The sequence below is a fragment of the Sphingomonas sp. PAMC 26605 genome (genome assembly GCF_000241485.1).
Taxonomy (GTDB): domain Bacteria; phylum Pseudomonadota; class Alphaproteobacteria; order Sphingomonadales; family Sphingomonadaceae; genus Sphingomonas.
This window is the reverse complement of sequence record NZ_JH584241.1, coordinates 1,446,945-1,461,374: the sequence shown is the minus strand read 5'-3', so window position 1 is coordinate 1,461,374 and position 14,430 is coordinate 1,446,945. Positions and strand designations below refer to the sequence as shown.

10 protein-coding genes and 1 tRNA gene are annotated in these 14,430 nt (G+C 66.9%); 3 read left to right on the top strand and 8 right to left on the bottom strand.

Translation table 11 applies throughout. The annotated features are described in order from the left end of the window. The first annotated feature begins 21 nt into the window (after nucleotides 1-21). Nucleotides 22-2,712 (top strand): phosphoenolpyruvate carboxylase, encoded by a 2,691-nt coding sequence (gene ppc / locus RH90_RS06720; protein WP_010184675.1) that lies wholly within the window; start codon nucleotides 22-24, stop codon nucleotides 2,710-2,712. A gap of 138 nt (nucleotides 2,713-2,850) precedes the next feature. Here ppc and RH90_RS06715 read toward each other — a convergent pair whose 3' ends face one another. The 5 genes from RH90_RS06715 to RH90_RS06695 all read right to left on the bottom strand — a co-directional run bounded on the left by RH90_RS06715 (nucleotide 2,851) and on the right by RH90_RS06695 (nucleotide 8,560). Continuing rightward, on the bottom strand, nucleotides 2,851-3,477 hold the full coding sequence (locus RH90_RS06715; protein ID WP_010184674.1) for a YbhB/YbcL family Raf kinase inhibitor-like protein: 627 nt from the start codon (nucleotides 3,475-3,477) through the stop codon (nucleotides 2,851-2,853). Nucleotides 3,478-3,540: 63 nt separating this feature from the next. Continuing rightward, nucleotides 3,541-3,930 carry an acyl-CoA thioesterase gene (locus RH90_RS06710; RefSeq protein ID WP_010184673.1) on the bottom strand — a complete coding sequence of 130 codons (390 nt, stop codon included), beginning with the start codon at nucleotides 3,928-3,930 and terminating at the stop codon, nucleotides 3,541-3,543. Continuing rightward, nucleotides 3,927-4,502, bottom strand: coding sequence for a DedA family protein (locus RH90_RS06705; protein ID WP_010184671.1), 576 nt, complete (start codon nucleotides 4,500-4,502; stop codon nucleotides 3,927-3,929). Before RH90_RS06705 ends, RH90_RS06710 begins: the two co-directional genes overlap by 4 nt. Before the next feature lie 130 nt (nucleotides 4,503-4,632). After that, the gene (locus tag RH90_RS06700) at nucleotides 4,633-6,693 is read right to left on the bottom strand and encodes a S9 family peptidase (RefSeq protein WP_010184670.1); all 2,061 of its coding nucleotides are present in this window, start codon (nucleotides 6,691-6,693) and stop codon (nucleotides 4,633-4,635) included. 58 nt (nucleotides 6,694-6,751) lie between these two features. Then, nucleotides 6,752-8,560 carry a methyl-accepting chemotaxis protein gene (locus tag RH90_RS06695; RefSeq protein WP_232280322.1) on the bottom strand — a complete coding sequence of 603 codons (1,809 nt, stop codon included), beginning with the start codon at nucleotides 8,558-8,560 and terminating at the stop codon, nucleotides 6,752-6,754. A gap of 254 nt (nucleotides 8,561-8,814) precedes the next feature. Between RH90_RS06695 and RH90_RS06690 the strand changes: the two genes are divergently transcribed. Then, nucleotides 8,815-10,605, top strand: coding sequence for an aminopeptidase P family protein (locus tag RH90_RS06690; protein ID WP_010184667.1), 1,791 nt, complete (start codon nucleotides 8,815-8,817; stop codon nucleotides 10,603-10,605). On the opposite strand, the gene RH90_RS24595 is transcribed toward RH90_RS06690, so the two are convergent. Continuing rightward, a complete protein-coding gene (locus RH90_RS24595; protein WP_269724293.1) occupies nucleotides 10,595-10,720 on the bottom strand; it encodes a hypothetical protein in 126 nt (41 codons plus the stop codon). The two genes, RH90_RS06690 and RH90_RS24595, sit on opposite strands and share 11 nt — an antisense overlap. A gap of 81 nt (nucleotides 10,721-10,801) precedes the next feature. Between RH90_RS24595 and RH90_RS06685 the strand changes: the two genes are divergently transcribed. Further along, a tRNA-Thr gene (locus RH90_RS06685) sits at nucleotides 10,802-10,876 on the top strand. 161 nt (nucleotides 10,877-11,037) lie between these two features. On the opposite strand, the gene RH90_RS06680 is transcribed toward RH90_RS06685, so the two are convergent. Continuing rightward, on the bottom strand, nucleotides 11,038-11,373 hold the full coding sequence (locus RH90_RS06680; RefSeq protein ID WP_332306571.1) for an isochorismatase family protein: 336 nt from the start codon (nucleotides 11,371-11,373) through the stop codon (nucleotides 11,038-11,040). A gap of 902 nt (nucleotides 11,374-12,275) precedes the next feature. Continuing rightward, on the bottom strand, nucleotides 12,276-14,246 hold the full coding sequence (locus RH90_RS06665) for a M1 family metallopeptidase (protein WP_010184663.1): 1,971 nt from the start codon (nucleotides 14,244-14,246) through the stop codon (nucleotides 12,276-12,278). Between the last annotated feature and the right edge of the window lie 184 nt (nucleotides 14,247-14,430).

Genomic DNA, 14,430 nt, shown 5'->3' with positions numbered 1-14,430 from the left:
CCGCAATGCAGCATGAAAGCCATGGCTGACCTCCCCGGAATCGCAAACAATCCCGACATCCGTTTCCTGGGCAAATTGCTCGGCGACGTGATCCGCACCTATGGCGGCGATGCGCTGTACGCGCGTACCGAGGCGATCCGCACCGCCTCGGTCGACCGGCATCGCACCAAGAATGACGGCGACGCCGCCGAAACCGATCTCGGTCTCGACGCGCTGAGTCTCGACGAGACGCTCGATTTTGTGCGCGGCTTCATGCTGTTCTCGATGCTCGCCAATCTCGCCGAGGATCGCCAGGGTGTCACCGCCGAACAGGGCGCAGACCTCGCCGCCGCGCTCGAGCGGCTGGCGGGAGAAGGGATCGACAAGGCGCAGGTGATGGGGCTGCTCGACCATGCACTGATCGCCCCCGTGCTCACCGCGCACCCGACCGAGGTGCGCCGCAAGTCGATGATCGACCATCGCAACCGGATCGCCGCGCTGATGCGGCTGCGCGATGGCGACGTGCGCGAAACCCCCGATGGCGACGATGTCGAGGAAGCGATCCTCCGCCAGATCGCCTTGCTCTGGCAGACGCGCGTGCTGCGCCGCGAGCGGTTGTACGTCACCGACGAGGTCGAGATCGCCCTCTCCTATCTCCGCGACGTCTTCCTGCCCGCGCTCCCCGCGCTCTACCAGCGCTGGGATCGCGCCCTCGGCGAGCGCGTGCCGAGCTTCCTTCGGCCCGGCAGCTGGATCGGCGGCGACCGCGACGGCAATCCGTTCGTCACCGCCGAAAGCCTCAAGGCGGCGCTTGCCAAGGCGAGCGAGGCGGTACTGGGCTATTATCTCGATGCGGTCCACGCGCTCGGCGCGGAACTGTCGATCTCGACCAATCTCGCCCCCGCCGACGACGCCGTGATCGCGCTCGCCGATGCCAGCGGCGACACCGCCGAAAGCCGCAGCGACGAACCCTATCGCCGTGCGCTGTCGGGGATCTATGCCCGCCTCGCGGCGACGCATCTCGCGCTCACCGGCAAGCCCGCCCCGCGCACCGCAGCGCTCAAGGGCGAACGCTATGCCGATCCGCAGGCGTTCCGCGCCGATCTCGTCACCATCGCCCGCGCGCTGCGCTCGGGTGGCGGCGCGCTGTCGTCGGGCGGCGCACTCGGGCGGCTGATCCGCGCGTGCGAGACCTTCGGCTTCCATCTGGCGACGCTCGATCTGCGCCAGAACAGCGCGGTGCATGAACGCGTGGTCGCCGAGCTGCTCAAGGTGGCGGGCGTCGAAGCGGACTATCTCGCGCTCACCGAATCGCAGCGCGTCTCGCTGCTGCGCCACGAACTGTCGAACGCGCGGCCGCTCGCCAGCCCGTTCGCCGACTATTCGGACGAGACGCGCAGCGAGCTCGCGATCGTCCGCGCTGCCGCGGAAGCCCACGCGACCTATGGCCCGGCGTGCATCGTCCAGCACATCGTCTCGATGGCGCAATCGGTGTCCGACCTGCTCGAACTCAATATCCTGCTCAAGGAAGCCGGCCTTTACCGCGGCGGCGATACGCCGAGTGCGGCGATCATGGCGGTGCCGCTGTTCGAGACGATCGGCGATCTCGAGGCGGCGCCCGGTATCATGACCGAATGGTTCTCGCTTCCCGAGGTGCGCGGCATCACGGCGGCGCGCGGCTTCCAGGAAGTGATGATCGGTTATTCCGACAGCAACAAGGACGGCGGGTATCTCACCTCGACCTGGAGCCTGTCGAAAGCCTCGACCGCGCTGAAGGGCGTGTTCGCCGGCGCCGGCGTCGGGATGCAGCTGTTCCACGGCCGTGGCGGTGCGGTCGGGCGCGGCGGCGGCTCGGCCTTCGCGGCGATCCGCGCGCAGCCGTCGGGCACCGTCCAGGGCCGCATCCGCATCACCGAGCAGGGCGAAGTGATCGCGGGCAAATACGGCACGCGCGAGAGTGCGATCACCAATCTCGAGGCGATGGCGTCGGCGACGCTGCTCGCCAGCCTCGAGCCCGACGCTCTGTCGGCAGTGGACACGCAACGTTTCTCGGCGGCGATGGACACGCTCTCGGCGTCGGCCTTCGCGGCGTATCGCGACCTCGTCTACGGCACCGCCGGCGACGATCGCGGCTTCCGCACCTTCTTCCGGCAGATGACGCCGATCGTCGAAATCTCCGGCCTCAAGATCGGCAGCCGCCCGGCGAGCCGCACCAAGTCCGACCGGATCGAGGATCTGCGCGCGATTCCCTGGGTATTCAGCTGGGCGCAGGCTCGCGTCATGCTGCCGGGCTGGTACGGCGTCGGCCAGGCGCTGAGCAGCTTCGAGGACAAGGGCCTGCTCGCCGAGATGGCGCAGGGCTGGCCGTTCTTCGCGGCGAGCCTCGCCAATATGGAGCAGGTGATCGCCAAGTCCGACATGGACATCGCGGCGCGCTACGCCACGCTGGTCGAGGACCGCGCGCTGGCGGACGCGATCTTCCCGAAGATCGTCAGCGGGTGGCAGCAGGCGCATGACGGTTTGCTGCAGGTCACCGGCCAGTCGCGGCTGCTCGAGGCGCATCCTGCGCTCGACGCGTCGATCCGGCTGCGGCTGCCCTATATCGAGCCGCTCAACCTGCTTCAGATCGAACTGATCAAGCGCCGCCGCGCGGGCGACGAGGACGAGCGGATCGGCGAAGGCATCCTGCTCTCGATCAACGCGATCGCGACCGCGCTGCGCAACAGCGGCTAAATCCTCCCCCGCGCAGCGGGGGACCCTGAGCATTCAGCGAAGGGTGGAGGGGGGCTCTCCGCGAGCGCGGCGCGCGTGGCGGCCCCCCTCCGTCAGCCTGCGGCTGCCACCTCCCCCGGTTCCCGGGGGAGGATTGCGTTACGCTACCGCTGGTCCGCCAATAGCGGCCGCGTCACCCACCGGCGCATCGACCACCTCGCCGCGCGAATAGAGCCCGGTCAGGATCCCCGCGCCGATCACATGCCCCGCCATCGCATTGAGCACCGCCCCGCGCCCCGGCCCGTCGCCGAGGTCCTCGGGCGGGCAATCGAGCGCGAACAACTGGAAGACGTAGCGATGCTCGCCATGCCCGCTGGGCGGATCGGGCGCGAGCCAGCCCTGCGACAGGAAGGAATTGATCCCGATCGCGCCCGCCGCGCCATCGGCGGCGATCGCGCCCTCGGCGAGGCCGGTCGTCGCGACGTTCATGCCCCACAGGATCGCATGGACGAGCGGCGCGGGCGTGGGCGAATCGGCGTCCTCGACGATCAGTGCCAGACTCTGCGTGCCCGCGGGCGCGTCGGCCCATTGCAGCGGCGGCGAGACACCCGCACCGTCGGCGGTGAAGCGTACCGGCATCTCGGCGAAATCGCCGAACGCCGGGCTGCTCAGCGCGATCTCGACCGCGCCGACCCGGAGCGAGGGATGGACGATCGCGAGATGTTCGGCACCGGCGCGGATGTTGCGCAGGCTGGCGCCAAGCCATTCGGGGACATGTTCGAGCATCGCTGGTCCTTTCGAAACCGTGTCCCGTTCAAGCCATTGGGCGCCGCACAGGTTCCGCGCGCGTTACAAAAACGGCGCAGCGATCTCGTCGCGGACCCGCGCGAGCTTGCCGGTCGCGCGGTCGAGCATCGCCCAGGTCGTCACCGCCTCGACCTTGACCTTGCCGTCCGCCCCGGTGAAGCGCACCGCGCGGTCGAACCGCGCGCCCTTGGGCGCCGCGGCGACCCACGTCTCGCCGGTCACGCTCTCGCCGACGCCGACATTGCCGCGATAGTCGACCTCGTGCCGCGTCACGACCCAGAAATAGGCGTCGCGATGCCCAGGCAGCGCGTGCGCCATCCAGTGCGCCACCGCGATCTCCTGGATCCAGCGTACCCATACCGCATTGTTGACATGGCCGAGCTCGTCGATGTCCGCGGGGCTCGCCGTGATCGTCTGCGTGAAGCGCGTCATGCGTCGCTATGCCTGCGCGATCGCCACCAATGCACCCCGCCGACGATCGCTGCGATCGCCACCACCGCGCCCGCGAGATAGAGCACGGTATGGCCATGCGGCACGAAGCGCTCGATCAGTTTCTCGAAACTGTGCCCGAACAGATAGCCCACGCCGGTGAAGACGATCCCCCACACCACCGCCGCGATCGCGTTGATGATCAGGAACAGCTTGGTCTCGACCCTGGTCGTGCCGATCGCGATCGGGCTGATCGTGCGGAAGCCGTAGATGAAGCGGAAGGCGAAGATGAAGCCGATCGGATAGCGCTCGAGCAGACCCAGCGCGCGCGCGAAGATCGGGCGCTGCTGCTGGCGCTTGACCCACGCCTTGCTGCGGAAATAGCGGCCCGCGCTGAAGAAGATCTGGTCGGCGACGAACGAGCCCGCTGCCGCCGCCGCCATCGCGCCCGGCAGCGGGAGCAGCCCCTTGTGCGACAGCAGCCCGCCCGCGACGACGACGGTCTCGCCCTCAAGGCCCGCGCCAAGGAACAGCGCGGCGAGGCCGTATTTCGCGATGATCGTTTCGATCGACACTAGCGTACGCCGCCTCTTGCTTGAGCCACCACCGTCATCCCCGCGAAAGCGGGGATCCCGCTTCTTCTTGGACCGGGCCAGGCAGCGGCCCCCCCGCTTTCGCGGGGGTGACGAGAGGAGTACCCGGGTTTCACCCCTCGACGCCCAATTGCCACAGCACGAAGGCATGCTCCTCGGCCGCCTCGCGCAAGCTTTCGAAGCGCCCCGACTTGCCGCCATGCCCGGCGCCCATATTGGTCTTGAGCAGCAGCACGTTGTCGTCGGTCTTCACGCTGCGCAACTTGGCCGCCCATTTCGCGGGCTCCCAATAGGTCACGCGCGGATCGTTGAGCCCTCCGCTAATGAACACCGGCGGATAGGCCTGCGCCTTCACCTGGTCGTACGGCGAATATCCCCGGATCAGCTCGAACGCCGCGGCGTCCTCGATCGGATTGCCCCATTCGGGCCATTCGCCCGGCGTCAGCGGCAGCTCGGCATCCATCATCGTGTTGAGCACATCGACGAACGGCACGTCGGCGATCACCGCGCCCCACAATTCGGGATCTGAATTGACCACAGCGCCCATCAGCTCGCCGCCGGCCGAACGGCCCGCGATCGCGATCTTGCCCGCCGAGGTCAAGCCGCCCGCGATCAGCCCCTTCGCCACGTCGACGAAATCGTTGAACGTGTTGGCGCGCTTCTCGAGCTTGCCGTCGAGATACCATTGCTGGCCGAGATCGTCGCCGCCGCGGATATGCGCGATCGCATAGGCGAAACCGCGATCGAGCAGCGACAGCCGCCCGGTCGAGAAGCCCGGCGGGATCGCATAGCCATACGCGCCATAGGCATAGAGATAGATCGGCCGGCTACCGTCACGCGGGAAGTCCTTGGGATAGACGATCGACACCGGCACCGCGGTGCCGTCGCGTGCGGCGATCTTGAGCCGCTCGGTGCGATATTTGTCGCCGTCATAGCCCGACGGAATTTCCTGCACCTTGAGCGTGGTCAGCGTGCCGGTGGCGACATCGTAATCATATTCGGTGCCCGGCGTGACCATCGATTCATAGCCGACGCGCAGCACGTCCATCGCATATTCGGGATTGTTGCCGAGGCCGGCGTCGTAGCTCGCCTCGGGAAAGACGATCCGCTGCGGCGCGATGGCGTCGTCATAGCGGTGGATCTCGATCTGATCCAACCCGTCCTCGCGTCCATCGACGATGAAGAAATCGCGGAAACAGTCGATCCCCGTCATGTAGAAATGCTTCGACGGGCCGATCTTCTCGACCCACTCGCCCGGCGCCGAGATATGCGCGGTGCACAGCCGGAAATTGGGATCGGTGTCGTTGGTGTGGATGAACAGCGTGTCGCCATGCATGTCGACATCGTACTCGCGGCCCACCTTGCGCGGCGACACGCACAAGGGCGTGGCGAGCGGATCGGTCGCCGGCAGCAGATAGATCTCGCTCGTCACATGATCGCCGCTCGACAGCACGATCCACTGCCGGTCGCTCGTTTCGCTGACACCGACGCGGAAGCCCTCATCGGCTTCCTTGAACAGCTCGACATCGTCGGCGACGGGCGTGCCGAGCCAGTGCAGCCGCGCATTGTCGGTGCGCCACTGCTCGTTGGCGAGGCCGTAGAGGAAGCCCTTGTCGTCGGCGGTCCAGACGATCTCGGACAGCATGCCGGGGATCACATCGGGGTAATGCTCGCCGCTCGTCAGATCCTTGACGCGCACCTCGAACCGCTCCGAGCCATTGTCGTCGATCGCATAGGCCAGCAGGCGCCCATCGTTCGACACCGAGAACGCGCCCAAACGGAAATATTCCTTGCCCTCGGCGAGCGCGACCTCGTCGAGGATCAGGTCGGGCTCGCCCCCACCGACGGGCTTGCGCCACCATTTGCGATATTCGCCGCCGGTCTCGAACGAGGTCCAGTAGAGCCAGTCGCCGTCCTTCTGCGGCACCGACGAATCGTCTTCCTTGATGCGCGCCTTCATCTCGGCATAGAGCCGGTCGATCAGCCCCTTGTGCGGCGCCATCACGCTTTCGAAATAGGCGTTTTCCGCTTCGAGATAGGCGAGCACGTCGCGGTCCTCGACCTCGGGATAGTTGGGATCTTTGAGCCAGGCATACGGGTCTTCGATGGTCACGCCGTGCGCGGTGAAGCTGTGCGGACGGGTCGCGGCGACGGGTGGCGTGAGATCGGTCATATCCCGTCCTACCCGCTCGCGGGCGGACAAGTCGAGATGCACGCGCTTGCGACGCGGTTCAGGCGGAGACGAGCGGCGCGGAAGGCGGGTTGGCGAGACGCAAGGGCGCAGCCGGCACGGCGAGCGTCGGCGCGGTCTTCGCACGTCGCGCGCCCTGCCCGCGCCGATCGACCGCGACCTGGACCTCGCGTTCGCGACGGTCGTGCCGGAACGCACCGGCATGGCCGGCGAGCGTCGTAATGTCGCGCGCGAGCGATGCCACGGCGGCCGACGTTTCCTCGACCATCGCCGCATTCTGTTGCGCGATCCCGTCGAGCTGGACCACCGCGCCTTTGATCTCGCCGATCGAGATGGCGAGCGCGGTATTGTCATCGGCAATGCCGCGCGATAGATCGACCGCTTCGCTACAGCGCCCCAGGATCGTCTGAAGCGCGTCATCGACTTGCCCGACGGCCGCAACCGCGACGCCGACATCGTCCTGCGTCGCGCTGAGCTGGATCCGCGCGCGCTTCGCCTCGTCCTCGGCGCGCATCGCCAGCGTCGAGACCAGATCGGCGACGACCGCGAAGCCGCGCCCGGCGTCGCCCGCGCGCCCCGCCTCGACCGCGGCGTTCATCGCGAGCACGCGCGTCTGGAAGGCGATCTTGTCGAGCCCCTCGATCACATCGTCGATCCCCGCGGTGCTCGCCGCGACGCGCCGCATCGCCTCGATCGCGCCATCGGTGCGGGTGCGCACCTCGCCCGCCGCCGCCAGAGTCTGCTGCGACCCATGCGACGATGTCTGCGCGGCGCGCGCGGTATTGCCCAAGCGCTCGTCCATCCGCTCGATCGCCGCCGAGGTCTCCTCGATCGCGGCCGCGCTGCTCTGGGTGCGTTCGGCCAGATCGTCGGTGGCCTTGGCGATCGATCCCGAGGTCGCATGAATGTCGCCGGTCGTCTCGACCACCGCGCGGACGATCGTGCGCAGCGTATCGACGGCGCGGTTGAGATCGGCCTGCACCGCGGCATAGGCGGGCGGGAATTGGACTTGCGTGCCATGGCGCAGATCGCCCGATGCCATCATCTGCAGCACCTGCCCGAGATTGTCGGAGACGAGTTTCTGCTCTGCTGTGATGCGCGCATCTTCCGCCGCGCGGTCGCGTGCGGCGCAGCGAAACACATCGACCGCACGCGCCATATCGCCCAGTTCGTCGGTCCGCTCGCCATAGGGAACGCTACGATCGGCGCCTTGGGCGAGCGCGGTCGTGACCGCGCTTAGATCGCCCAGCGGCGCCATGACCTTGCGCCGCAGATAGATGCCGGCCGCGAGCACGATCGCAACGATGGTCAGCGCAAGCCCGAGCAATCCGAGCGATGCGGCGGTGAGAATCCTGTCCGAATTCGCCTTGAGCCGAGCCTGATACCGCGTGGCGAGGGTCACTGCGCGATCGATTTGCGTGCGGTGCGCGCCATATTCGGCGGATAGCTGGTCGTAGGCGATGCGGATTTCCGCCGCGTTGCCGGCGCGTGCGGCCGCCTTCAGGCGCTCGACATCGTCCCAGAAGCGGCGCGCGGGCGCATCGGCGTCGCGCGTCAGTGCGGTCATCAGCGCCGCATCGAGCGGCGCGGCGTTCCAATACGCATGGCGGTCGTCATAGGCGCGGCGCAGCGTCGCCAGTCGCGCGGCGCGCATCTCGACTTGCTCGGGATGGCTGGCGAGCAGTGTCGCCTCGAGATACGGCTCCAGAATATATTCGGGTGGCGGCAGGATATCGGCGACATAGTCCGACGCCAACTGGATCTGCTCGGCGAGCGGTCCCCCGATACGCACCCAATTGATGCTATAGGCGGCGACGCCGATCGCGAGCAGCACGATCGTCATGATCATGGCTGTCCCAAGCTGCAGGCGTTTGGCGATCGACATGGCGAGGCGGCGCTCCGGAAATGGCTGTCCCCCGCATTATAGGCGATCTGCCGGGAGCATGGTCGCGAATGCTGCCGACGGCGCGCCGCGGGATGCCATCTGACGGGTCTGTTCGGCTCTTCCGCGATCTGGCAAAGGTCGGCATGACCGTTCCGGTCGGCCGCGCCAGTCCGCCGTGCCGCCCGCTCCCTTCCTGTCCGCAGTCACGAGAAATCCGCATGTCGCTTTCCCCCCGCCTCACCGCCTTCCGCGCCGAGCTCGCCCGCGCCGACCTCGACGGCTTCGTCATTCCGCTCACCGATGCGCATATGAGCGAATATGTCGGCGCCGACGCGCAGCGGCTCGCCTGGCTGACGGGCTTTCAGGGCTCGGCCGGCAGCGCGGTAGTGCTCGCCGACACGGCTGCGATCTTCACCGACGGGCGCTACACGCTGCAAGTGCGCGAACAGGTCTCTGCCGACGATTGGGACTATGTCGCCGTCCCCGCGACGAGCGTCGCGGCATGGCTCGGCGTGCACACCCCGGCTGGTGGCCGGATCGGCTATGACCCCTGGCTCCACACCAGCGGCTGGGTCGAGACCGCGCGCGCCGCGCTCGAGGCGCGCGGCGCCACGCTCGTCGCGGTCGAGGCCAATCCGGTCGACGCGGTGTGGCGCGACCGCCCCGCTCCGTCCGACGCGCCGCTCGTCGTCCAGCCCGAGGCGCAGGCCGGTGTCGGCTCGGCCGCCAAGCGCGCGCAAATCGCCGATTGGCTTGCCGAGACCGGCGCCGACGCGGTCGTGCTGACCGCGCTCGACTCGATCGCCTGGGTGCTCAACGTCCGCGGCGGCGACGTCGCGCATACCCCGGTCGCGCTATCCTATGCGATCGTCGCGGCAGACGGCACCGCCGACCTGTTCGTCGCGCCCGACAAGATCGGCGACGCGGTGCGCCAGCATCTCGGCAACGCGATCCGGCTCCATCCTTATACCGCGTTTGCCGAGGCGCTCGGCGGTTTCGCCGGCAAGCGCATCGCCGCCGACCCCGAGCGCGCGGTCGCGGCGATCTTCGACCGACTCGAGCAAGGCGGCGCGCAGGTGCTCGCGCTACGCGATCCGGTCGTGCTCGCCAAGGCGATTAAGAACCCGGTCGAGATCGCCGGCCACCGCGCCGCCTCGGCGCGCGACGGCGCCGCGCTCGCGAAATTCCTGCGTTGGGTCGAGGCGGAAGCCCCCGCCGGCGGCCTCACCGAACTGTCGTGCGTCGCCAAGTTGCACGAGTTCCGCGCGGCGACCGGCGTGCTGCGCGACACGTCGTTCGACACGATCTCGGCGACCGGCGCGCATGGCGCGAGCCCGCATTACCATTCGACCCCCGAATCGAACGCGCCGCTCGAGGAGGGGCAGCTCTATCTCGTCGATTCGGGCGGCCAATATGCCGATGGCACGACCGACGTGACGCGCGTCCTGCCGATCGGCACGCCGACCGCGGAGATGCGCGATCGCTTCACGCGCGTGCTGCAGGGCCATATCGCATTGGCGACCGCGGTGTTTCCTGCGGGCACCACCGGTGGCCAGCTCGATTCGTTCGCGCGGCGACCGTTATGGGCGGTCGGGCTCGATTATGCGCATGGCACCGGCCACGGCGTCGGCGCCTATCTCTCGGTGCACGAAGGGCCGCAGCGCATCGCCCCGCCCAACTACCCCGGCGGCGGCCCGTCCGAGCCGCTGCGCGCCGGCATGATCCTCTCGAACGAGCCCGGCTATTACAAAGCGGGCGAATACGGCATCCGCATCGAGAATCTCATTCTGGTCGAGGAGCGCAGCTTCGAAGACGGCGCGGCGATGCTGGGCTTCGAAACGCTGACCTTCTGCCCGATCGAGCGTTCGCTGATCGTCGCGGAGATGCTCAGCGCCGCCGAGCGCGCCTGGCTCGATTCGTATCACGCGCGCGTCGTCGCGGTGATCGGCGACCATCTCGACCCCGCCGAGCGCGCCTGGCTCGCAGCGAAATGCGCGCCTATCGCGTGACGTCGTCGTCGCGCGGCGCCGTGTCGAGCGCTCGCTCGCGCCCCTTGCGGCGCTTGAGGTTCTCGCGCAGCGCGGCGGCGAGCCGCGCGGCTTTCTCATCTTCTTTGCTCGCCATCGCGCACACGCTCCTTGACAATCCTCGCGCCAACGGCTCTTAGGCCGCTTCCGCAGTCGCCGTAAGGTGCTTTGCGGACATGCTGCCGTAGCTCAGTGGTAGAGCGCATCCTTGGTAAGGCTGAGGTCGTGAGTTCAATCCTCACCGGCAGCACCAGCATCCCCTCAATAAGCGAAATGAAATTCCCCGAAAGGGGTCCGAGAGGGTACAAGCTTTTCCGAAACCCGCTTGCCGCGTGGCGGACATTTCGCCGCCATGGCGCCGCCTGAAGCGCGCCCGAACGAAATCCGGCTTTTCCCCGAGGAGCTCCGCTGAAATTAGCCGGAGGTCAACCTTGCCGGCGCGGTCAGGCTCGGGGCTCTTTCCACCAACTCAACGATTTCTGCGACTATACCGGTCTCACCCAATCCCGGAAATATTCGTGTAACGCTATTAACGTGAGCATCGGCGTTCAAGTCGGTCATCGCGTCCACCGCGAGCACGACGTGGAACCCGCGCTCATGCGCTTGGCGAGCGGTCGACTTCACGCCCATGCTGGTGGCGACGCCGGCGATCACGACCTGGGTTATGCCTTCGGCCTGCAGGTGATCATCGAGGTCCGTGTTTGTGAACGCTCCCCAGGTCCGCTTCGTCACCGCGTGATCTTGCGGCAGGCGGCTAAGCTCTCCGGCGGGATCGGCGAAATCCGAAGGCAGTTCGCTGCCGCCGCCAATATACCGCTCGCCATCATGGCTGCCGTGTTGGTCATTCTGTGGACTCCAAAAGACCTACCGCGTTCGGCGCCCTTCGTCGAATTGATCCGACAGATCGACTTTCTCGGCACGGTTCTTTTTACCGCTCCCTTACTAAGCCTGATGATCTTCCTGATGAATCTAACGCATCCAATCTGGTGGGCGCTGTTGGCAGCGACCGGCTTGAGCCTCGTTCTCGTTGCGCAAGCGGTCGGAGCGAGGCACCGTTCATCGAGGTTCGTATGCTCGATGGATCATCGCCGCCGCCGCGACGCTGTTCGGTTTGCCGCAGGGCATGTTCTCCACGGCCACGCAGGCTGCGGTCTACATCCAGGCGCCGGTCCAGGACATCGGCACCGCCGCCGGCCTTCAGCGCACCGCGCAGTATATCGGCGCCATCGCCACCACAATATCCTCGGCTTCCTCTACGGCCGACGCGCGACCGACCACGGGTTCCACAACCTCGCGATCGTGATGGATTTGCTGAGCGCCGTATTGCTGTGCGGCGCGATCCTCGATCACACTTTACCTCGGGCCGCGCCGAACCTCAACGCCGGTCACACTGAGGTACAGAACGGGTATTATCGCGAAGCGCCGGCGATCTTCGGTCATGTAGCGGGCGTCGATCTTCGCTCGCTGGTGCGAGGCAAGAAGGCGTGGGACGCGCTCGGCATTTCACCCGCCGAGGCAAAATCGATTCACCCAGTGGCCTATGCGCAGCTCCACGCCCAGCGGAAAGAATAACCGTCTCTGTCCGCGGTGAAGACAGCTTGAGCGTGCGCCAGCGAGTCGTCTGATGCAGTCGGGCGGGCTTCCCCGTCGCCTTAAGGCACCACGCCGTTGTTGCTTCGGTCACGATCCGGCAACAGGTGGTCGGGGTCCAGCATGACCGATGCGATGCGCCCGGCGGGGGCCGCGATGACGGGCTTGACCCGCATCCAGGTCTCCACAGGCAGCTTGATCCGCGTCGCGTGGCCGTCGGCATATTTCACCTCGAGCACTGCCGGCATGACCAGCTTGTCGCGGCTCTCGAGCGCTATGCTGGCACCCTTGGCCGGATCGCCATCGGTATAGGCAATGCTCGTCACTGCCAGATCAAGCTGCCAGTTGTTGAAGAACCAGCCGCGCCAGAACCAGCTCAGGTCTTCGCCGGATTCGCTCGACATCTCGCGGAAGAAGTCAGACGGGCTGGGATGTTTGAACGCCCAGTCGGCGGTATATTTGCGGAACGCAGGGTCGAAGCGGTCCGGGCCAAGGACGACATCGCGCAACAGGCGCAACCCCAGCGCGGTCTTGAAATAGCTCACCGAGTGGCGGTACGCTTCGCCCATGACGTCCGGATAGCTCAGGATTGGCGGCGCGTCCTTGTCCGCCAGCAGCGGCAGGATCTCGTCCACCGGATTGCCCCCGCCCGGGGCGTATTCGCTGTCGCGCTTTGGTCCGAACACACCGCCCTTGAACTCGTCGCTTTCGAACGTGTCGATGAAGGTGTTGAAGCCTTCGTCCATCCAAGCGTCGCGGCGTTCGTTCGAGCCAACGACCATCGGGTACCAGCTGTGGCCGATCTCGTGCGCCGTGATCCAGAACAGCGCCTTGCCCTTGTCCGCAATTCCGTCGAACGCCATCCCCGGATATTCCATGCCCGTCGAACCGCCAGCGATGCTCCACGCGGTCGGGTAGGGATAAGCGTACCAATGCTGCGAGAAGCGCTCGACCGAGTCCTTCAGATACTCGGTCGACCGCCCCCAGCCGGCGTCGCCGGCGCTCTCGACCGGATAGACGCTTTCCGCCAGCGCGGTCTTGCCGCCGGGCAGGTTCATCCGCGCCGCATCCCACACGAATGCGCGCGAGGCGGAGAAGGCCACGTCGCGCGTGTTCGCAAAGTGATAGCGCCAGGTCTTCTCGGTCTTCGCCACGGGACGCGCGCTGTCGCGCATCACGTCGTCAGGCGTGCGGATCATCACCGTGGCGTCGCTGGCGGCCGCTTTGGCGAGGCGCGCGCGTTGGAGCGGCGTCAGGACCTCCGGCGCATTGGTCAACACGCCGCCGCCGGCGACGATCATGTCGGCGGGCACGGTGACCGCGTAATCGACATCGCCATATTCGCAGTAGAATTCGGAACCCAGATAGGGGAGCGTGTCCCAACCGCGCAGATCGTCATAGACCGCCATCCGCGGGAACCACTGGGCGATATCGAAGATCGTCCCGTTCGGCGTGTCGAGCCACGAGGTGCGCCCGCCCCACACGCCCGGGATGGAATACCGGTAGACGATGCGCACCTTGAGTTTCGTCCCGCCACCCTTGAGCGGCTGATCGAGCCGGACATTCATGCGCGTGTCGGAGACGACGAACGGGATTGTCACCCAGGCCTTGCCGCGCAGCACTTCGACCGAAGCGATGACATAGCCGTCGCTATGCGCGCCCGCGGCGCGGCCCTTCCGACCGCCGCCGATCGTCGCTGCGCGTGAATCCGCACGATAGATATTCTGGTCGAGCTGCATCCACAGGCTCGGCAGGGCGTCGGGACTGTTGTTGGTGTAATCGACCGTTTCGGTCGCCGTCAGCGTCTTCGCTGCGGCGTCGATCCGCGCGGTGATCGCGTAGTCGACCCTGTTCTGCCAGTACCCTGGCCCGGGCGCGCCGTTGGACGAGCGATAGACGTTCACGTCATCGGGCAGCGGCTGCGCAGCGAACGCGACCTTGGGGTCGAAGTCGGCGGCCCACGCCGGAGCCGTGCCCAGAACGGCGGCAACGCAGGCAGACCGTAGGATCCCCCGCGAAAAAGGATGTCTCATCAATGCTCCACACTTCTGATCGCGCGCGCATCATCACCATTCAGCGGCGCATTGATAGCGGACAAATGCCCGCCCATCCGGATATCGGTCAAGGACTCGGCATGAGGCCGGCTTTGGGGCTCGGGTCTGGCTGAAGGGCTTGATCCTGCGCCTTTCCACCCATTCGATCTGCCCTTGTGCGGCC